Origin of the sequence: Phenylobacterium sp. (assembly GCF_030693625.1) — a bacterium.
Taxonomy (GTDB): Bacteria; Pseudomonadota; Alphaproteobacteria; order Caulobacterales; family Caulobacteraceae; genus Phenylobacterium; species Phenylobacterium ferrooxidans.
Genome location: NZ_JAUYAF010000070.1, coordinates 1 through 19,053, shown reverse-complemented (window position 1 = coordinate 19,053; position 19,053 = coordinate 1). Strand labels below are relative to the sequence as shown.

Annotated in this window: 23 protein-coding genes; 15 read left to right on the top strand and 8 right to left on the bottom strand. The window is 68.7% G+C overall.

Annotation, left to right across the window (positions count from 1 at the left end; genetic code table 11):
• Positions 1–22 precede the first annotated feature (22 nt).
• From Q8N10_RS15610 to Q8N10_RS15590, 5 genes are all read left to right on the top strand, one after another.
• Positions 23–994 (top strand): metalloregulator ArsR/SmtB family transcription factor, encoded by a 972-nt coding sequence (locus Q8N10_RS15610; RefSeq protein ID WP_304778908.1) that lies wholly within the window; start codon positions 23–25, stop codon positions 992–994.
• Complete coding sequence (gene metF, locus Q8N10_RS15605; protein ID WP_304778906.1) at positions 991–1,914, top strand: methylenetetrahydrofolate reductase [NAD(P)H]; 924 nt, start codon at positions 991–993, stop codon at positions 1,912–1,914. Before Q8N10_RS15610 ends, metF begins: the two co-directional genes overlap by 4 nt.
• The gene (locus Q8N10_RS15600; RefSeq protein WP_304778903.1) at positions 1,911–2,975 is read left to right on the top strand and encodes a homocysteine S-methyltransferase family protein; all 1,065 of its coding nucleotides are present in this window, start codon (positions 1,911–1,913) and stop codon (positions 2,973–2,975) included. The genes metF and Q8N10_RS15600 overlap by 4 nt, the downstream gene beginning before the upstream one ends.
• A gap of 254 nt (positions 2,976–3,229) precedes the next feature.
• The gene (gene metH / locus Q8N10_RS15595) at positions 3,230–5,875 is read left to right on the top strand and encodes a methionine synthase (protein WP_304778900.1); all 2,646 of its coding nucleotides are present in this window, start codon (positions 3,230–3,232) and stop codon (positions 5,873–5,875) included.
• 106 nt (positions 5,876–5,981) lie between these two features.
• Positions 5,982–6,674, top strand: coding sequence for a M24 family metallopeptidase (locus Q8N10_RS15590; RefSeq protein ID WP_304778897.1), 693 nt, complete (start codon positions 5,982–5,984; stop codon positions 6,672–6,674).
• Between the two features lie 72 nt (positions 6,675–6,746).
• On the opposite strand, the gene Q8N10_RS15585 is transcribed toward Q8N10_RS15590, so the two are convergent.
• Complete coding sequence (locus Q8N10_RS15585; RefSeq protein WP_304778894.1) at positions 6,747–7,250, bottom strand: RES family NAD+ phosphorylase; 504 nt, start codon at positions 7,248–7,250, stop codon at positions 6,747–6,749.
• Positions 7,247–8,035, bottom strand: coding sequence for an antitoxin Xre/MbcA/ParS toxin-binding domain-containing protein (locus Q8N10_RS15580; RefSeq protein WP_304778891.1), 789 nt, complete (start codon positions 8,033–8,035; stop codon positions 7,247–7,249). Before Q8N10_RS15580 ends, Q8N10_RS15585 begins: the two co-directional genes overlap by 4 nt.
• A 215-nt stretch (positions 8,036–8,250) precedes the next feature.
• Between Q8N10_RS15580 and Q8N10_RS15575 the strand changes: the two genes are divergently transcribed.
• Positions 8,251–9,033: a hypothetical protein gene (locus Q8N10_RS15575; RefSeq protein ID WP_304778889.1), complete on the top strand. Its 783-nt coding sequence runs from the start codon at positions 8,251–8,253 to the stop codon at positions 9,031–9,033.
• Positions 9,034–9,145: 112 nt separating this feature from the next.
• The gene (locus Q8N10_RS15570; RefSeq protein ID WP_304778886.1) at positions 9,146–10,042 is read left to right on the top strand and encodes a TauD/TfdA family dioxygenase; all 897 of its coding nucleotides are present in this window, start codon (positions 9,146–9,148) and stop codon (positions 10,040–10,042) included.
• 21 nt (positions 10,043–10,063) lie between these two features.
• Here Q8N10_RS15570 and Q8N10_RS15565 read toward each other — a convergent pair whose 3' ends face one another.
• Complete coding sequence (locus Q8N10_RS15565; protein ID WP_304778883.1) at positions 10,064–10,756, bottom strand: lysoplasmalogenase family protein; 693 nt, start codon at positions 10,754–10,756, stop codon at positions 10,064–10,066.
• Positions 10,757–10,902: 146 nt separating this feature from the next.
• On the opposite strand from Q8N10_RS15565, the gene Q8N10_RS15560 reads away from it, so the two are divergent.
• Both Q8N10_RS15560 and Q8N10_RS15555 read left to right on the top strand, forming a co-directional pair.
• On the top strand, positions 10,903–11,010 hold the full coding sequence (locus Q8N10_RS15560) for a hypothetical protein (protein WP_304778880.1): 108 nt from the start codon (positions 10,903–10,905) through the stop codon (positions 11,008–11,010).
• Positions 11,011–11,017: 7 nt separating this feature from the next.
• A complete protein-coding gene (locus tag Q8N10_RS15555) occupies positions 11,018–11,266 on the top strand; it encodes a hypothetical protein (protein ID WP_304778877.1) in 249 nt (82 codons plus the stop codon).
• A 93-nt stretch (positions 11,267–11,359) separates the two neighbouring features.
• Here Q8N10_RS15555 and Q8N10_RS15550 read toward each other — a convergent pair whose 3' ends face one another.
• The 3 genes from Q8N10_RS15550 to Q8N10_RS15540 form a co-directional block, all read right to left on the bottom strand.
• The gene (locus Q8N10_RS15550; protein WP_304778875.1) at positions 11,360–12,184 is read right to left on the bottom strand and encodes a class I SAM-dependent methyltransferase; all 825 of its coding nucleotides are present in this window, start codon (positions 12,182–12,184) and stop codon (positions 11,360–11,362) included.
• Positions 12,185–12,353: 169 nt separating this feature from the next.
• Positions 12,354–12,818: a hypothetical protein gene (locus Q8N10_RS15545; RefSeq protein ID WP_304778872.1), complete on the bottom strand. Its 465-nt coding sequence runs from the start codon at positions 12,816–12,818 to the stop codon at positions 12,354–12,356.
• On the bottom strand, positions 12,815–13,204 hold the full coding sequence (locus tag Q8N10_RS15540) for a YMGG-like glycine zipper-containing protein (protein WP_304778870.1): 390 nt from the start codon (positions 13,202–13,204) through the stop codon (positions 12,815–12,817). Before Q8N10_RS15540 ends, Q8N10_RS15545 begins: the two co-directional genes overlap by 4 nt.
• A 119-nt stretch (positions 13,205–13,323) precedes the next feature.
• Between Q8N10_RS15540 and Q8N10_RS15535 the strand changes: the two genes are divergently transcribed.
• The gene (locus tag Q8N10_RS15535) at positions 13,324–13,716 is read left to right on the top strand and encodes a hypothetical protein (protein ID WP_304778867.1); all 393 of its coding nucleotides are present in this window, start codon (positions 13,324–13,326) and stop codon (positions 13,714–13,716) included.
• A 145-nt stretch (positions 13,717–13,861) separates the two neighbouring features.
• Positions 13,862–15,313, top strand: coding sequence for a sensor histidine kinase (locus Q8N10_RS15530; protein WP_304778865.1), 1,452 nt, complete (start codon positions 13,862–13,864; stop codon positions 15,311–15,313).
• Between the two features lie 175 nt (positions 15,314–15,488).
• On the opposite strand, the gene Q8N10_RS15525 is transcribed toward Q8N10_RS15530, so the two are convergent.
• Positions 15,489–15,875 (bottom strand): response regulator, encoded by a 387-nt coding sequence (locus tag Q8N10_RS15525; protein ID WP_304778862.1) that lies wholly within the window; start codon positions 15,873–15,875, stop codon positions 15,489–15,491.
• A 148-nt stretch (positions 15,876–16,023) separates the two neighbouring features.
• Here Q8N10_RS15525 and Q8N10_RS15520 point away from each other — a divergent pair, with 148 nt between their 5' ends.
• On the top strand, positions 16,024–16,632 hold the full coding sequence (locus tag Q8N10_RS15520) for a nucleotidyltransferase domain-containing protein (protein ID WP_304778860.1): 609 nt from the start codon (positions 16,024–16,026) through the stop codon (positions 16,630–16,632).
• A gap of 86 nt (positions 16,633–16,718) precedes the next feature.
• Here the strand turns inward: Q8N10_RS15520 and Q8N10_RS15515 are convergent, their stop codons facing one another.
• Positions 16,719–16,994, bottom strand: a complete 276-nt coding sequence (locus tag Q8N10_RS15515; protein WP_304778857.1) for a hypothetical protein — start codon at positions 16,992–16,994, stop codon at positions 16,719–16,721.
• 275 nt (positions 16,995–17,269) lie between these two features.
• On the opposite strand from Q8N10_RS15515, the gene Q8N10_RS15510 reads away from it, so the two are divergent.
• The 3 genes from Q8N10_RS15510 to Q8N10_RS15500 are packed head-to-tail and all read left to right on the top strand — an operon-like array spanning position 17,270 to position 18,866.
• A complete protein-coding gene (locus Q8N10_RS15510) occupies positions 17,270–17,647 on the top strand; it encodes a VOC family protein (RefSeq protein ID WP_304778855.1) in 378 nt (125 codons plus the stop codon).
• A 2-nt stretch (positions 17,648–17,649) separates the two neighbouring features.
• Positions 17,650–18,480, top strand: coding sequence for a 5'-methylthioadenosine/S-adenosylhomocysteine nucleosidase (locus Q8N10_RS15505; protein ID WP_304778852.1), 831 nt, complete (start codon positions 17,650–17,652; stop codon positions 18,478–18,480).
• A 20-nt stretch (positions 18,481–18,500) separates the two neighbouring features.
• A complete protein-coding gene (locus tag Q8N10_RS15500) occupies positions 18,501–18,866 on the top strand; it encodes an EthD domain-containing protein (protein WP_304778850.1) in 366 nt (121 codons plus the stop codon).
• Positions 18,867–19,053 lie beyond the last annotated feature (187 nt).

Here is a 19,053-nt window from a genome sequence, read left to right as displayed (position 1 = left end):
ATAAAGATATCTTTATGTGCCAATGAGTCTTTCAGCGATCCAGGCTGTGGAAGTGTTGCGCGCGGCGGGCGAACCGACCCGCCTGCGCATCCTCGCCCTGCTGTCCCACGAGGAACTGGCGGTCCTGGAGCTGTGCAAGGTTCTGGACCAGAGCCAGCCCCGTGTCTCGCGGCACCTGAAGCTGCTGGCCGAGGCCGGTCTGGTGGAGCGGTTCCCGGACGGGGCCTGGGTCTTCTACCGCCTGGTGGCCGGCGGCCTGGCGCGTCGGCTGGCCGACGAGACCTTGGCGGTGGTGGACCTCGCAGACCCCATCCTGGCCCGCGACGCCGAGCGGCTGCAGGCCGTGCGCGCCGAACGCTCCACGGAGGCCGGGGAATACTTCGCCCGCAACGCCGCACGCTGGGACGAGATCCGCTCGCTCTACGTGTCGGAGACCGACGTCGAGGCCGCGGTTCTGGAGGCCGCCGGCCCCGGACCCTTCAAGCGTCTGGTGGACCTGGGTTCCGGCACCGGCCGCATGCTGACCCTGCTGGGGCCGCATGCCCAAGCCGCCGTTGGGCTGGATCTGTCGCAGCAGATGCTGAACATCGCGCGCCGGCATGTCGCCGACGCCGGGCTGGAGCGCTGCGAGCTGCGCCACGGGGACATCTTCGGCACCCGCCTGCCGGGCCAGAGCGCCGATCTGGTGGTGGTCCACCAGGTGCTGCACTATCTGGGCGACCCAGCCGCCGCCGTGCGCGAAGCCGCGCGACTGGTGGCCGAGGACGGCCGACTGATCATTGTCGACTTTGCGCCCCACAGCCTGGAGTTCCTGCGCGAGCAGCACCAGCATCGCCGCCTCGGTTTCGCCGAGGCCGAGATGGAGCGGTGGCTGAACGAGGCGGGCCTGACCAAGGTCCGCGCCGCCGCCCTGCCGCCTGCCCGGGGCGAGGGTCTGACCGTCAAGATCTGGACCGCCGAGCGCGTCCGAAAAGCTGTAAGGAGCGCCGCATGAGTCCGCTGGAAACCGCGCTGGGACCGGTGGCGCGCGCCGGCGCCGGCCTGGCCAAGCGCCCCTCCGTCTCCTTCGAATTTTCGCCGCCCAAGGGGCCCAAGAGCGAGGAGAGCCTGTGGGAGGCCATCCGGCGGCTCGAGCCCCTGAACCCGTCCTTCGTGTCGGTGACCTACGGCGCCGGCGGTTCGACCCGGGACCGCACCCACCGCACGGTGGTCCGGATGCTGCACGAGACCACCCTGCGCCCCGCCGCCCACCTGACCTGCGTGGAAGCCTCCCGCGCCGAGGTGGACGAGGTGATCCAGGACTATTGGGACGCGGGGATCCGGCACATCGTGGCCCTGCGCGGCGACCCGCCGGGATCGCTGGGCGGAGCCTATACGCCCCGCGCCGATGGCTATCAGAACGCCACGGAGCTGACCGCCGGCATCCGTGCGATCGGCGACTTCGACGTCAGCGTCGGGGTCTATCCGCAGATCCACCCGGAAAGCCCGTCGGTGGACCATGACATCGACGTGCTGAAAGCCAAGATCGACGCCGGGGCCACCCGGGCGATCAGCAACTTCTTCTTCGACATCGACGGCTACCTGCGGTTCGTCGAGAAGATCCGCAAGGCTGGCGTCACCATCCCGATCCTGCCGGGCGTCATGCCGGTGAGCGGCTATGAGGGGCTGAAGAACATGTCCCAGCGCATCGGCGTCACCTTGCCGGGCTGGCTGGGCAATCTGTTCGAGGGGCTCGACGACGACGTCGAGACCCGCAAGCTGCTCGCCTGCTCCGTCGCCGCCGAGATGTGCGCGCGGCTGGTGGAGGAGGGGTTCTCAGACCTGCATTTCTATACCCTGAACAGGGCCGACCTCGTTTACGCCATCTGCCGGGTGCTGGGCGTGCGGGAAGAGCCGACGGAGAAAGCCGCATGAGCCCGCGCTCGGAACGTATTGAAAAGCTGAAGCAAATATCGCGTGAGCGCGTGTTGATTCTGGACGGCTCCTGGGGGGTGATGTTCCAGAAGCGCAAGCTGGACGAGGCCGACTACCGGGGCGAGCGGTTCCAGGACCATCCCGGCCAGCTGAAGGGCAACAACGACATCCTGTGTCTGACACGGCCCGATATCGTCGGCGACCTGCACGACCAGTACTACGCCGCCGGCGCCGACATCAGCGAGACCAACACCTTCTCGGCGACCACGATCGCCCAGGCCGACTACGAGCTGGAGAGCGCGGTCCGCGACATCAATTTCGAGGGCGCGCGGATCGCCCGCGAACGGGCCGACGCCTGGACCGCCAGGGAGCCGCACAAGCCGCGCTTCGTGGCCGGCTCGGTGGGGCCGCTGAACAAGATGCTGTCGATGTCCTCGGACGTGAACGATCCGGGCGCGCGGCTGGTGACCTTCGACGAGGTCTACACCGCCTATCGCGAACAGATGATCGCCCTGCACGACGGCGGGGTGGACATGTTCCTGATCGAGACCATCACCGACACCTTGAACTGCAAGGCCGCCATCAAGGTGATCCTGGACATGGAGGATGAGGGCTACGAGCCCCTGCCGATCTGGATCTCCGGAACCATCACCGACCGGTCGGGCCGCACGCTATCGGGCCAGACGGTGGAGGCTTTCTGGAACTCGGTGAAGCACGCCAAGCCCTTCGCCATCGGCCTGAACTGCGCGCTGGGCGCCGACCTGATGCGGCCGCACATCGCCGAGCTCAGCCGCGTCGCCGACACCCTGGTGAGCGCCTATCCCAACGCCGGCCTGCCCAACGCCTTTGGGGAGTATGACGAGGAAGCCCACCAGACGGCGCACGAGCTGCACGAGTGGGCCTCGCGCGGCCTGGTCAACATCCTGGGCGGCTGCTGCGGCACCACGCCCGACCACATTCGCCACGTCGCCGAGGCGGTGAAGGGTGTTAAGCCCCGGCAGATTCCGGAACGCCCCAAGGCCATGCGGCTGGCCGGGCTGGAGCCCTTCGAACTGGCGTAAGAGTTTCGCGTCCTTCTCCCCTTGCGGGAGAAGGTGGCCTGCGACAGCAGGTCGGATGAGGGGTTGCACCGACCCATCCGCCGACCGCCGTCGAACACCTGGATAGTTTTGAGAGACCCCTCATCCGACCCCGCGCCGCGGGGCCACCGTCGAGAGCGAGCCGGACATGTCCGGCCATGCGGATCGCAAGAGCGAGCCGCCGCTCTCAACCCCACAAGGGGCGAAGGACGAGAGGGGACAAGAGAGCGGAATCGATGCGACCTATCTTCATAAATGTCGGCGAGCGGACCAACGTCACCGGCTCGGCCAAATTCCGTAAGCTGGTCGCCGAGGGGGACTATCCGGCGGCGCTGAGCGTGGCGCGCCAGCAGGTGGACGCCGGCGCCTCGGTGATCGACATCAACATGGACGAGGGGCTGCTGGACAGCGTCGCGGCCATGAAGACGTTCCTCAACCTGATCGCCGCAGAGCCGGACATCGCCCGGGTGCCGATCATGATCGACTCTTCCAAGTGGGAGGTGATCGAGGCGGGCCTGAAGTGCGTCCAGGGCAAGGCCATCGTCAATTCGATCTCCATGAAGGAGGGCGAGGACAAGTTCCGCGAACAGGCCAAGGCCTGCCTCCGCTATGGCGCGGCCGTGGTGGTGATGGCCTTCGACGAGGTCGGCCAGGCCGACACGGCGCAGCGCAAGATCGAGATCTGCACCCGGGCCTATCGCATCCTGGTGGACGAGGTCGGCTTCCCGGCCGAGGACATCATCTTCGACCCCAACATCTTCGCCGTGGCGACGGGGATCGACGAGCACAACAACTACGCGGTCGACTTCATCGAGGCGGTGCGGGTCATCAAGCAGACCCTGCCGTTGGCCCGGATCTCGGGCGGGGTGTCCAACGTCTCGTTCAGCTTCCGCGGCAACGAGCCGGTGCGGCGCGCGATCCACGGGGTGTTCCTCTACCACGCCATCGCCGCGGGCATGGACATGGGCATCGTCAACGCCGGCGACCTGCCGGTCTATGACGACATTCCCGAGGAGCTGCGCGAGGCCGTCGAGGACGTGATCCTCAACCGCCCGCAGCGGACCAACATCTCCAACACCGAGCGGCTGGTGGAGCTGGCGCCCAAGTACAAGGGCGGCAAGTCGGAGGCCAAGGGCCCCAACCTGGCCTGGCGCGAACTGCCGGTGGAAAAGCGGCTGGCCCATGCCCTGGTCAACGGCCTGACCGACTTCATCGAGGCCGACACCGAGGAGGTGCGCCTGTCGGTGGAGCGGCCGCTGCACGTCATCGAAGGTCCGCTGATGGACGGGATGAACGTGGTGGGCGACCTGTTCGGCTCGGGGAAGATGTTCCTGCCGCAGGTGGTGAAGTCGGCCCGGGTGATGAAGCAGGCCGTGGCCTATCTCATGCCGTTCATGGAGGCCGAGAAGGAGGGCAAGCCGCGGGAGAACGCCGGCAAGATCCTGATGGCCACCGTCAAGGGCGACGTCCACGACATCGGCAAGAACATCGTCGGCGTGGTCCTGCAGTGCAACAATTACGAGGTCATCGACCTGGGCGTCATGGTGGCCTGTGACCGCATCCTGGACGAGGCCATCGCCCACAATGTCGACATCGTCGGCCTGTCGGGCCTGATCACGCCGAGCCTCGACGAAATGGTCTATGTGGCCAGCGAGATGGAGCGGCGCGGCTTCACCATCCCGCTGCTGATCGGCGGCGCCACCACCAGCAAGACCCACACGGCGGTGAAGATCGAGCCCGGCTATCAGGGCGGCTCCACCACCTATGTGCTGGACGCCAGCCGCGCCGTCGGCGTGGTCTCGGGCCTGCTGTCGAAGACCGAACGCGACCGGATCCAGGCCGAGACCCGGGCCGACTACGCCAAGGTCCGCGAGCAGTTCGCCCGCGGCAACACCAACCGCGCCCGCGCCACCCTGGCCGACGCCCGGGCCAACGCCTTCAAGGTCTCCGGCTGGCAGGCGACGCCCCCCAGCTTCATCGGGACCCGCACCTTCACGGCCTATGATCTCGGCGATCTCGCCAAGCACATCGACTGGACGCCGTTCTTCGCGTCCTGGGAGCTGGTGGGCCACTACCCCGCCATCCTGGAGGACGACGTGGTGGGTCAGGCCGCCACCGATCTCTTCAAGGACGCCCAGGTCATGCTCAAGCAGATCGTGGACGAGAAGTGGTTCGAGGCGCGCGGGGTGGTGGGCTTCTGGCCGGCCAATTCCGACGGCGACGACGTGGTGGTCTGGACCGACGAGACCCGCAGCGTCGAGCTGACCCGCCTGCACACCCTGCGCCAGCAGATGTCCAAGGGGGAGGGCGGCCGGGCCAATGTGGCGCTCTCTGACTTCGTGGCTCCCATGGGCGAGCGCGACTGGATCGGCGGCTTCGCGGTGACCGCCGGTCACGGCGAGCCCGAGATCGCCAAGGCCTTCAAGGACAGGGGCGACGACTATTCGGCCATCCTGGCCGCGGCCCTGGCCGACCGCCTGGCCGAGGCCTTCGCCGAGGCCATGCACCGCAAGGTGCGCACCGAGCTGTGGGGTTACGCCCCCGACGAGCCCTTCGATATCGAGGCGCTGATCGGCGAGAAGTATCGCGGCATCCGCCCGGCCGCGGGCTACCCCGCCCAGCCCGACCACACCGAGAAGGCCGAGCTGTTCCGCATCCTGGACGCGCCCGCCCAGACCGGCATGCAACTCACCGAGAGCTTCGCCATGAACCCGCCGGCCTCGGTCTCGGGGCTCTATTTCGGCCACCCGGAGGCGCACTATTTCGGCGTCGGGCGGATCGAGAAGGACCAGGTCGAGGACTATGCGCGGCGCAAGGGCTGGGACCTGAAGACCGCCGAGCGCTGGCTGGCCCCGATCCTGAATTACGAGCGGGGGAAGTAGGGCGGCGAGTTCGGGCTTGTCCTGAGGACCCATCCCTCGGCCGCACGACGGTGGGGTTCTGAAGACTGGAACCACGAACCACACGAACCACACGAACGGCGACCCGATGACCACCTTTGACGAACCCGCTCGCCTGGCGAGCCTGCACGCCGCCCAAGGCCGCGCGGGGGCCCTGTTCGCCGCCATCGAGGCGAACGGCCTGGTGCGCGCGGGCCTGCGGGAGAGCCAGCTTTCCAACGAGATCCATGCTCTGGCCGCCGGGCAGTTCGGGGTCGAGGCCCACTGGCACAAGCGGGTGGTGCGGGCCGGCGCCAACAGCGTCACCACCTATCATGACGACCCCGCCGACCTGGTGATCGCCGCCGACGACATCCTGTTCGTGGACCTCGGCCCGGTGTTCGACGACTGGGAGGCCGACTTCGGGCGCACCTTCGTGCTGGGGGAAGATCCGGTGAAGCAGGCCCTGCGCCGGGACCTGCCCCTGGTGTGGGCGGAGCTGCGGGCCTTCTACGAGGCCGATGCCGACATGACCGGCGCGGCCCTCTATGCGCAGGCGCACCGGACTGCCGAGCAGCGCGGCTGGACATTCGGAGGCAATATCGCCGGCCACTTGGTGGGGGAGTTCCCGCACACGGCCTTCCCTGGCGAGCGGTCGGTCTCCCTGGTGGCGCCGGGCAATGACATGCGGATGCGCGCGCCGGATGCCGATGGGCGCGAACGCTACTGGATACTCGAGGTCCACCTGGTGGAGCCGCAGGGGCGGTTCGGCGGGTTCACCGAGGAACTGCTGAGCCGGTAGGGTCGGGGTCAGAGTTCACAAACCTCGAGGCCCCTGTGGGGGGCGCCTGTCCCGCACGTGCAATCCGGACGCTCAGGTCGGGGGATGGAGCCTGGTGTCCAAGGCGAAGGGCTCCTGCAAGACCACGTCATAGCCGCCACTCGCCACCGTGGCGACGAACACCAGATTCCAGCTGTGGACCGAAACGGCGCTTGGAATAGCCATGAAAGCGTGTGCGCTGAGGAGGTCGTCTCCGAACCTCTGTTGGCCAGCACTCGGTACGCCGGGGCGCATCCAGTTCGGATTAGGAACATCTTCGGGCGGAACAATCCGGACGGACATAGGGTCCCTGATGCGGAGGGCGGTCAGGACGTGGGGAACGGTGTCCAGCGTCCTGAAGCCCTTGTGCACAGCCACTTCAAGAATGGCCGTTGACGGGTCGAGCGCACAGTAGACAGCTCGAACGCCTTTGCTGTTCCAGCGTCCGCCAAAGAGGTATCCGCCTTCCCCGCTGTCCCAACTTGGCGCGAAGCGAGCCTCATCCAGCCGCCAGGCGATGACCTCAGGCGCCCCCAAGGGGGAGGGCAGCGGTGTCACGCGTAGACGCCGTACTCAAGACGTCCAAGGTGCTCCTCGACGGCCTCGATCCCTGCGGCTGTGGAGAGCAGGTCGAGGGGCTTTCGCTGGTTCAGGCCCATGGCGGGATGCTGTAGCCACTGCTCCGCCTCCAACTGCGAGCCGAACACCGCCGTCGCCTTCGCAAGGACTTCAGCGAACTTCCACGTCCGTCCGCCCTGCTCAGGGTTCAGCGGCCGATGAAGCTCCTCCCGTCGCCGTTGAAGCGTGCGTTGACTCATACCGACAGCCTTCTCGAATTGATCGGGGGAACGGAGCAGTCGTACGTGATCAACGAGGTGCGTCAGCGCCCGCGCGGGCAGGCCGGCCTGAAGCAGCTCGTGCGCGTCGAGGGGGCCGTCCACGTCGCGACGCAGGATGTCTCTGCCGCCCAGGAGGGCCGAGACGCGCGTCCAGATTCCGGAGAGCCGGGCGCTCTCCGCGACGGCCATGTTCGCGTGTAAATTGGCTTCCCCGACTGACTGCGCGTAGGCAATCTGGAGCTCATGGCCGCGATCCAGCGCCGCCATCGCCTGATCCGCGGGCTCCCCGACGTGTCCGAAGTCGGGAGATGCCTCGGGTTCTATCTCGTCGAGGATGGCCCTGTTTAGCCATTCGCCAAGCGATATGCCGGAACGGCGCGCTTGGCTTTCCGCCATCTCGCGAGCTTCGGGATCAATCCCTTTCACACTCCACAGGTCCGCTCCCGTCGAATAGCCGCCGCCGATCCTCACCTTGTCACGGGGGCTATGAGGCTTGGTCGCCACGTTTGGTTCCTATATCTATTCCGCATCTTGCGTCAGGTGTCATATTCTAAAGTGACAGCTGTCGCCGGGGATTTCAAGGCGCCGACCCTGCGAAAATCGGGCCCTCACCGTCCGCTGAGTGCTAACCAAGAGAATAGATGTTCATGATTTGTTCTTGACGGATCGCCCCGTCCGTGAGAGGCTGCGAGCCTCCCCAAGTCATCGCCCAGGTGTCCATGTCGTCGCGGCCGCCGCCGTTCGGGCGTCCCGATCGCCGTCCGCAGGTGCGGTACTCCCCCGAGCTCGGCAAGCTGATCTGCGACAAGATCGCGGCGGGGCAGAGCGAGGCGTCCCTGGGGCGCGAGCCCGGGATGCCCTCGGTGCAGGCGATCTACAAGTGGCGGGCGCGGGAGCCCGGGTTCGCGGCGGCCTATGAGGCGGCGCAGGACCAGGCGCGGCGCGACCGGCGGGCCCGGGACCGGGCGGAGGATGAGGACCGGCGCTGGCGCCAGGCCCTGCGGCCGCGCCAGGACGGGCGCAGGGGGCGGGTCTCGACCTATACCGACGAACTGGGCGGGGTGATCCTGCGGCGGATCGCGGCCGGGGAGACGGTCCTGTCCATCGGGGCCGACGCCGACATGCCGTGCGCCTCGACCATCTATCACTGGATCCGGGCCGACGACGGCTTCCACGACGCCTATCTGAAGGCCAAGGCCGTCGCCGCCGACATCTTCGCCGACGCCATGCTGGAGATCGCCCTGGAGTCCACCGAGAGCACGGCGCGGGGCGACGCCCTGCGCATCAAGACCCTGCGCTGGACGGCCGCGATGCTGGCGCCGAAGAAGTACGGCGCGCGGCGGGCCCTCGCGCCCGAGCCGGAAGAGGAGGCGCAGCAGCCCATCGTGGTGGTGATCCGCAAGTTCGGCATGAGCCACGACGAGGCGCTGGCGACGGTCGGGCGCGGGCCGTTGGCGGAGACGCCGGAGCCGGAGCGCGATTGGTGGAGTACGCCCAGCTGAGGCGGGCGCCGGTCCGGGCGCCGCCGGTCAGGGCCCGGTTGCCCGGCTGACGCCCCTGATCTAGGCTTTCGGCGGAGACAGGCGCCGCCCCAAGAGCGCCCGGAGGAAGCCCATGGCCGTCGCCACCCTTTCCAAGCACGTCCCCATCGCGGGCGAGCGTCGCACGCAATACGGGACCTTGCGGGTGACTCCGATCTCGCCCCACATCGGCGCGGAGGTCGAAGGCGTCGATCTCTCCGGGCCGCTGTCGGCCGAGCAGCTGCGGGACATCCGCGCGGCCTGGGCCGACTGGATGGTGCTGGTGTTTCGCGACCAGCATCTCGACCGGGAGGCGCACAAGGCCTTCGGCCGGCATTTCGGCCGCCTGCACGTGCACCCCATGAACCACGGCCGTCCCGGCCAGGACTCCGAGGTGCTGGTCGTCAAGACCAACGCCCAGTCGGCCTATACGGCGGGCGAGGGCTGGCACACCGATGTCACCTGCGACGAGATCCCGCCGCTGGGCTCGATGCTGTACATCACCGAGACGCCGGAATGCGGCGGCGGCGATACGCTGTTCGCCGACATGTACATGGCCTATGAGATGCTCTCGCCGCCGATGAAGGCCTTCCTCGAGGGCCTGACGGCGGTGCACGACGGCGCCCTGCCCTATATCGGCAACTACCAGTCCAAGCCGCCGGAGGGGGGCTATCCCCGTCACGAGCATCCCGTGGTCATCCGGCATCCGGACACCGGGCGGAAAGTGCTGAACGTCAATTCGGGCTTCACCACCCACATCGTCGGGCTGCAGCGCTGGGAGAGCCGGGCGCTGCTGGACAGCCTGTTCGCTCTGCTGCCGCGCGAACCCAAGCTGCACTGCCGGGTGCGGTGGGAGCCCAACACCCTGACCTTCTGGGACAATCGCTGCACGCAGCACCACTCGGTGTGGGATTACTTCCCCCACTCCCGATACGGCGAGCGGGTTTCGATTGTCGGCGAGCGCGCTCCGGGCGCGGCGTCCGCCGGCTGAGGCCGCCGGGCGCAAGGCGGCTCAGGCGCGGGCGGGGACGGATGGCGAGGGCGCGGCCTGCGGGGCCCGCCGCGCCAACGTCCCCACGACCCCCAGGCAGATTCGGAGCTGGCCGGCGAAGTAGAGCGCCCAGACGCCGAAGCCGACCCAGGGGTTGTGCTCCAGGGGGCCGGCGCGGGCGAAGATCAGCAGGTCGGAGGCCACGAACATCAGGGCGCCGAGGCCCACGCTCATGCGCGGGAAGCGGCTGATCCAGGCGGCGGCGGCCATGAGGGCCAGGCCCGTGGAATAGAAGGCGACGCCCGGCGCGCCGGCGCGGTCGGCGGGCAGCAGGTAGGCGATGATCACCGTGGCCGGCACGATGAGGATGGCCAGCAGGCGCTGGCTGGGTTCCAGGGCCGGGCGGCGGTTGCGGAGATAGAGGGCGATGGCCACCAGGTGGCCGGCCAGGAAGGCCACGGCGCCGGTGACCAGGCCGTGGGTCTCCAGCAGCACGTCGCCGGTGGCGCCGAGCGCCATGACAAGGGCCAGCAGCCAGCCGTCGGGGGTCTTGGCGCGGGTGGCGGCGTAGAGGGCCAGCAGGGCGACGCCCGAGCCCTTCCAGACAATGGTCGCGGCCTCGGGCAGGGCGAAGCGGTTGGCGGCCAGGAAGCTGACGCCTGCGAGGATGGCCAGGGCCAGGATGAGTTTCGATGCGAGGCTCGGCCGGTCCATGTGGTGTTCTTTCCCTGCGTCTCGCAGTCTAGGTCGGTTGACGCGCCGGCGCCCAGAGGCGGCGCTGAATTCCCCGGGAACGCGGGGACAATGTGCTAGGCTGAGATGGAATCTCGCCCCGCTCCGGGGGCCAAAGGAACACCGCCATGGCCAAGGGTCAGAAGAAGAGCAACAAGGAAGTCCGCAAACCGAAGGCCGAGAAGCCCAAGGCGACCGCGCCGGCCGGCTGGACCCCCAACGTCCTGAAGAAGTAGGCGGCGCGTGGCGATCGAGACCGTCCACCTGGTCCAGTCCTATATCGCCGGCAAGGGCAAGGCGCTGAAGGCCGAGCCCGTCGTGATCTGCAAGTCGGCGGAAGAGGCGCGGCGCAAGGCCGACCGGCTGTCCGACACCCGGCTGGGGGTGGTGGCCTTCTCCGCCTCGGCCGACGCCGAGCTGGGGGACTATGACGAGAACCCGGTGATCCTGTTCAAGTCGGGGCAATTGCCGCCGCCGTTTGACGAGGCTTGAGCCTCGTCAAACGAGTCCTTTTGAAGCGGGATGCGGGCGGAAAACCGCTGGGCACTTTTCCTCATCCCGCTCGTGACGAAGCCTGAGGCTTCGTCAAACGAGTCTCTGCGCCGGTGGTGACGGGTCCCTGGGCCGCAGCACGGCGATGGCCTGGGTGGGAAAGTCCACACCGCCCTCGATGATCGCGGCCACGGTGAAGTCGGCCTCGGCGAGCGCCCGGAAATGGGCGCGGCGGGTCCAGGCCGACAGGTAGTTGCTGCCCTCCAGGGCGTTGTTCCAGACGACATAGGCCTGCGTGGCGAGGCGCTCGGCGACCTGGGGCGGCCCCCAGGCCTGGGCGTAGGTCTCGTCGTGGAAGGTGAGGATGGCGCAGCCGCCGGGCTTCAGCAGGCGGCGCAGTTCGGCCAGCCAGGCGCGCGCGGTGTCCTCCGTCAGGTGGGTGAGGACCGAGTGGGAATAGACCAGGTCCAGGCTGGCCGGCGCGAGCGGCAGGGGCGGGCGAAGGTCGTTGCGCAGGTAGCGGCCGGGCAGGGCGCCCGCGCACCAGGCCACCAGCTTGGGATGGATGTCGCAGCCGAGGAACTGTCCCCCGGCGGCGGTGACGTCGGCCGCCAGCCAGCGGGCGATGCGGCCGCAGCCGACCCCCCAGTCGAGCACGGTGCGGGGCTGGGTGAGGTCGATCCCCTGTTCGAGGGCGAGCGCCCGGAACTGCGCGGCGTCCTCGCGGCCGCGCTCGGAATACCAGGCCTGGCCCGCCGCGCCCGAGACCAGGGTCAGCAGGGCGGGCGGGGGCATGGGCAGGCCGTCGTCCACCGGATCGCTGACGATGGCGGCCAGGCGAGCCTCGCGCCAGCGGTAGTAGGGGCCGATCAGGCCGGTGGCCTCCAGCCCCCGGCGCAGCTGCGTCTTCCAGCTCATTGCGCCACCTTGGCGAGGCGCCAGGCGCGCAAGGCGCTGAGCGGCAGGGTGGGGCGCGGGCCGGACATAAGCTGGCCTGATGCATAGAGCAGCAGGGCCACCTTGTCACCGAGCCGGTCCGGTGCAGCGAGAGCGCCCTTCCCCCATCGCGGGGGAAGGGCGTCCAGGCCTAGCCCTTGACGGGCGGCGGCGGGTCGCAGCGGCCGGCGCGGGCCTGGACGACGAAGAACAGGGCGCGGTTGGCCGCGAAGTTGCGGTGTTCGGCGATGGCGCTGGTGGGTTCGCCGGTGACCAGGCTGATGGCGTCGGAGGGGCCGGCCGGGCCCGACAGCGACGCCTGGTTCCAGGCCGACAGCGCCGAGCTGCAGGCCGCGATGGTCGCCTCGGCCACCACCTCGGCGGAGTCCTTGGCCCCGGCCAGGCTGTAGGCCCAGCGATGCAGGCAGTCCTCCACCGGACCGGCGCCGTCCGCCACGGCGGCGGGGCCCAGGGCCGGCACGCCGGCCGTGGTGGTGGTGGCGGCCGGGGTGGCGGCGAAGGGGGTGCAGATCCCCTTGGCGACCTTGACGTCGTCAGTGTCGCTGCAGGCGGTGAGCGACAGGGCGGCCATCAGGGCCAGGCCCGCGGCCCTCATTGGCCGCACACGCGGGTCTGATGATAGCTGACCCGGCCGCGGTCGTCGTAGTAGGGGCGGCTGACCACGCGGCACTCGGCCGACGCTTGGCGGTAGTTGCTGTTGCGCGCGGTCGTGCGGTTGCTGGCGCGGGTATAGGTCCTGCCGGTGTCGCACTTGACGCGGGCGAGCTGGTTGCCCACCACCGCGCCGCCAACCCCGCCGATGATGGCGCCCTTGCCGTCACCCACGGCGTTGCCGATCAGGGCGCCGCCGACGGCGCCGAGCACGGTGCCGGTCACCTTGCGGTCGTGGGCGCGTTGGTCGCAGGCGGTGCGCGCGCTGGCCAGGGTGGGCGCAGCGGCGGCGGCCACCACCAGTCCCGTAATCAAAACCAGATGTCTCATAGCCAAGCCTCCTAAGTCCCTAAGCCGACACAACGCGCCGATGGGGGGATGGATGCGCCCGCCATTCTGAAGCCTTGTTTGCCCCCAAGAACCACCGGCCAATCAGACGGAGAGACCGAGTGCGTAGAGTCTGGATCCTGGCCGCCGCGGCGGTGCTGGCGAGCTGCAGTCCCAAGGCGCAGACCGGAGCCGAGGCGAAGTATGGCGGCCTGGACGAGGCGATCCTGGCCTGGCGCCAGCAGATCGTGAAGACCGACGCCGTGTGCCTGGCCAAGACCGAGGGGTGCCAGGGCTTCGAGGTGCGCTGCAAGGGCGAGCGCGAGATCACCGCCACCGACCAGGCCAAGGGCGTCACCGCCAAGCTGGTGGTGGCGATGAACTGGGAAGGCTGGGACGCCGTGCGCAGCGAGTACCGGTCGCAGTCGGGGTTCTCGGAGTTCACCAAGGTCGAGGGCGGCTGGCTGCGGGCGGCGACCGCCCCGGTCAATATGAGCAGTTGCGTGAGTGGGTAGGTGTTTCCCATTCCGGAACTCGACCGAAAGCCAAGCGTAATCCGGCCATGTTTGGTATCAGGCATTTTCGCCGGCGCACGGCGATGCAAGAGAAGCAGAGCCGGTGACCGAGGCGCATAGCAGGGAGGCCCGGGTCCGGTCGCTCATGGCGACGGGAATCCTGGATACAGGGGCGGAGACCGCCTTCGACGACGTGGTGCGCCTGGCCGCCCTGGTCTGCAAGGCGCCCATCGCGGTGGTGAGCTTCGTCGACGCCGAGCGTCAGTGGTTCAAGGCCAGGATCGGGCTGGAGGTCAGCGAGACCCCGGTGGAGATGGCGATCTGCCGTCACGTCCTGGTGTGCGATGACCTCGAGGTGTTTCCGGACCTGACCGCCGACCCGCGAACCGCCGACAATCCCCTGGTGACCGGCACGCCGTTCCTGCGGTTCTACGCTGGCGCCCGGGTCGACAGCCCCGACGGCGTGCCGATCGGCTCGGTGGCGGTGATCGACACCGTGGCCCGGCCGCAGGGGCTGAGCGCCGACGAGTCCGAGACCCTGCTGGCCCTGGCGCGCCAGGTGATGGCGCAGCTGGCCATGCGCGCCCAGACCGTCCGCCTTAAGGATGGGGAAGACCGGTTCCGGGCCATCGCCGACTCCATGCCGCAGATGGTCTGGTCGACCCTGCCGGACGGCTATCACGACTATTACAACGCCCGCTGGTACGAGTTCACCGGGACGCCCGCCGGCTCGACCGACGGCGAAGCCTGGAACAACATGTTCCACCCCGACGACCAGGAGCAGGCCCGGGCCCTTTGGAGCCACAGCCTGGCGACCGGCGACCCCTATGAGATCGAGTACCGGTTGCGACACCACTCCGGCGCCTATCGCTGGACCCTGGGACGCGCCCTGCCGATCCGTGACGAGGCGGGCCAGATCACCCGCTGGTTCGGCACCTGCACCGACATCGACGACGCCAAGCGGCTGGCCGAGGAGCGGGAGCTGGTCAGCCAGGAGCTGAGCCACCGGATCAAGAACATCTTCGCGGTGATCTCGGGCCTGATCTCGCTGTCGGCGCGGACCCATCCGGAGTCCAAGGCCTATGCCATGGCCCTACGCGACCGGGTCATGGCGCTCGGCCGGGCGCATGATTTCGTGCGGCCCCACAGCAAGGTGTCGCAGCCCAACGCCCGGGCCGCGACCGCCTTCGCCCTGCTGACCGAACTTTTCGCCCCCTATGACGGCGCCGGGGGCCTGCGGATCAGCCTGGCCGGTGACGACATCTCCATCGATGACCGCGCGGCCACCCCGCTGGCGCTGATCTTTCATGAGCTGGCCACCAACGCGGCCAAGTACGGGGCGCTGTCGGCGCCAGAGGGACGTGTGGCCATCACCGCCGAACGAGTCGGCGATGACTACCGCCTGAGCTGGCGTGAGAGCGGCGGTCCGGCCGTGGCGGGGCCGCCGGCCTCGGACGGCTTTGGATCGACGCTCTCGAAGGTGTCGGTGGAGGGCCAGCTGGGCGGGACCCTGACCCGGGAATGGCTGCCCGAGGGGTTGGTGGTCACCATGACCGCGCCGGCGCGTTCCTTCACGCGGCCTAGCCGGGTGAACTGACATTCCCTCCTTCTCCCCTTGCGGGAGAAGGTGGCCCTGCGGAGCAGGGTCGGATGAGGGGTCGATAGACGTCTCGGGTTACGGCGTTGCAGGATCAGCTGAGAGGGGAGCGTAACCCCTCATCCGACCGGTCGTCGAGCGGCCACCTTCTCCCGCAAGGGGAGAAGGGCATTCTCTACGCGAACAGCCGCAGTTCGCCGGGGGGCGAGAGCAGGGGGCTGCGTCGGCCAGCGTATTCCACGACATCGGCGACGGCCTTGCGGGTGGCGGGCTTGGGCAGGACGCCGATCGTGCCGGCGACGCCGTCGCGCAGCAGGCCGGGATTGGCGGTGACGAAGATCACGGCGGCGCGGCGGTCGGCCAGGGCGCGGCCGATGTCCACGCCGGTCTCGCCGTCGCGGAGGTTCAGGTCCACGAGGGCGACGTCGATCTCCTCGGCCGCGAAGGCCTCGAAGGTGCGCCGGTCCGGAGCGATGCCCACGACGGTATGGCCCAGGTCGTTGAGGGTCTCCTCAAGTTCCATGGCGACCAGAATCTCGTCTTCGACAATCAGAATACGCACGATCCAACTCCGGACTCCGGCGTCTTCGCCGTCACGTCTGAATGCGGTCACCGTCAGATGGTTGCGAGGAGAAGTGTCGCCTATCCGACATCTGGCCTCAGCGTGGGTTTCGAGACACACTGAGTCCTTTCAAACACGCGAGGCCGCCATGACGCCCCACTGGGACGGCCCGCCGCTGGAAGCCTGGGACGCCTGGACCCCGGAGGAGGCGACCGCCCGGCTGGCCGGCGTCGCCGCGCCCTGGTGCGTGGTGGGCGGCTGGGCCCTGGACATCTGGCTGGGTCGCGAGAGCCGGGTCCATGAAGACCTGGAGATCGCGGTCCCCAAGCCGTTCCTCCCGCAGATGCGGGCGCAGCTGGCGGGACTTGATCTCTATTCGGTGGGGGACGGCGAGGTTCTCTCCCTGGCGCCCGGGGCCGAGCCGCCGGAAGACAAGCACCAGATCTGGGGGGCGGAGGGTGGCGCCTGGCGGCTGGACGTGATGGCTGAGCCGGGAGACGCGGAGACCTGGGTGTTCCGCCGGGACGAGAGCGTGAAAGCCCCAAGGGCGCAGATGATGGGGCGGTCGCCGACCGGCGTGCCCTATCTGAAGCCGGAGGGGGCGCTGCTCTACAAGGCCGCCAAGCTCCGGCCGAAGGACGAAGCGGACTTCGCCCTGTTCGCGCCGCTGCTGGACGCCGGGGCCAAGGCCTGGCTGGAGGCTGTGGTGTCCCGGCTCTATCCTGGCCACAGGTGGCTGGGGCGTCTGGCGCCATAGAAAAGGGCCCCGGCCGCCTGAGGAGGCGATCGGAGCCCGATCTGTAAACCTTCGCCGGACGCCGCAAGGCGTCCCAGGTCGGGTCTTTAGTTCTTGGAGGCGTCGGCGGCCGCTTCGACCTTGTCGTCGGTGGCTTCACCGGCGGCCTTCATGGCGTCTTCGGCCTTGTCGCCGGCTTCCTTGGCGGCGTCGGTGGCGGTGTCGGCGGCGTCCACCGCGGCGTCGGCGGCGGTGTCGGCGGCGGCGGCGGCCTGATCGGCGGTGGCGTCAGCGGCGACCGGGGTCGTGGCTTCTTCCTTCTTGGTGCAAGCGGCGGCGGCGAGGCCGAGGGCGGCAACAGTCATCAGGGTGGCAAAACGCATGGTCGTCTCCGAATATCTGGGGGAGTTTGGCTTGAGCTGACCGCCACCCCCGCGTGGCGCTCAGTGCTCCCGCCAGGGCCGGAGCCTCACCATAACGCTGCGATCACAACCTCGTTCCCGGTTCCATCACGAATTCGTGCCAAGCCTGTGCATATTCCCAGGTGGGGGCCGCGAGGCGGTCGAAGTCGGTGCTCATGGCGTATCTCCTTTTTCCAAAGGACGAAGCTGGGCGACGCGATCCGTCAGGCTAGGATGCCGCCCAGGGAGACGAAAAGATGGCCCGGATCCGCGAGATCGTCGTCGACAGCCTGCATCCGGCGGCCCTGGCCCGGTTCTGGGCCGGGGTGCTGGAGGGCTATGAGGTGCGCGCCTATGACGCCGCCGAGATCGCGCGGCTGGCGGGTCTGGGCCTGACGCCGGAGACGGATCCCTCGGTGATGGTGGACGGACCAGGGCCGATGCTCTGCTTTCAGCATGTGGCGGCGCTGACGCCCGGGCGCCGGATGCACCTGGACATCGTCGGCGGGCCTCGGCGCGAGGAGGTGGCGCGGATTGTCGCCCTGGGGGGGACGGTGCGTGATACCCATGACACTCACACAGTGATGCTCGATCCGGAGGGCGCGGCCTTCTGCGTGCAGGACACTCGGGAGTAGGCATGCTGGACGACACCCCCCGGATCGCGGTGCTGGGCGCCATGGCGAGCGAGCTGAGCGCCCTGCGCAAGGTCCTCAACGACACCACTGAGCATGGGGTGGCCGGTGCGGCCTTCACCACCGGCACGCTGGCGGGCAAGGCGGTGGTGCTGGTCTGCTGCGGGGTGTCGATGGTCAATGCGGCCATGATGGCTCAGCGCACCCTGGACCTGTTTAACGTGACCCATCTGGTGGTGAGCGGCTGCGCGGGCGGGGTCGATCCTGAGCTGAAGGTGGGCGACGTCTTCGTGGCCAGCCAGTGGGGCCAGTACCTTGAGGTGGTGATGGGCCGCGAAGGCCCCTCGGGCTTCGAGCCGGCCTCGGGCATCCCCAGCGGCTATGGCAATTTCGGGATGATGTTCCCCAAGCCGGTGATGGTGACCGGTCCCGATGGGGAGACCGAGCGGCGGTTCTGGTTCCCCGTAGGGCCGGCTATGCTGGCGGCGGCGCGCAAGCTTTCGGCGGCGGTGGTGCTGTCGAAGGGCGCCGGCGCGGCCCAGTTGGACAAGGCGCCCAAGGTGGTGGTCGGCGGCAATGGCGTGTCGGGCGCGGCCTTCGTCAACAACACCGAGCTGCGGGACTATGTCTTCGCCACCTTCGAGGCCGGGGTGCTGGACTGCGAGAGCGCGGCGGTGGCCCATGTGGCCTGGTGCAACGCCAGGCCGTTCGTGGCGGTCCGCGGCCTGTCGAGCCTGGCTGGCGCGGGGGATGGGGACAAGCTCTACACCGCCTTCAACCAGCTGGCCTCGGACAATGCGGCCCTGGTGACGATGGGGATCCTGCGGGCGCTATAGTCGCCAAAGAGGAGACACCGATGATCAAGCTCACCTTCGCCCTGGTGCGCCTCCCGAGCCTGAGCCGGGAGGATTTCCAGGCCTATTGGCATGGGACCCATGGGCCCCTGGTGACCAGCGTGCGCGAGGTGCTGGGCATCCAGCGCTATGTCCAGATGCACAGCCTGCCCGACCAATTCTCCGAGCCGGTGCGGGCCAGCCGCGATGCGCCTGCGCCCTACGACGGGGTGGCGCAGCTCTGGTACGAGAGCCTTGAGGCGCTGGGCGCGCTGATGACGAAACCCGAGGCCCAGGCGGCGGCGCGGCTGCTGCTGGAGGACGAGCGCAAGTTCATCGACCATGCCCGCTCGCCCCTCTGGTGGGGTCAGGAGCGGGTGATCTTCTGATTTCAGAATCCTTCTCCCCTCGCGGGAGAAGGTGGCCGGTCGGGGACCGGTCGGATGAGCAACCATGTTAAGTGGGTTGTCTAATCCAGGGCTGTTGCCGGCTGAGGACGAGGTTTGCGGCCTCGATGAGTTTTCTCATGACGGCGACGACGACGAGCTTTGCGGGCTTGCCTCGTGCGACGAGCTG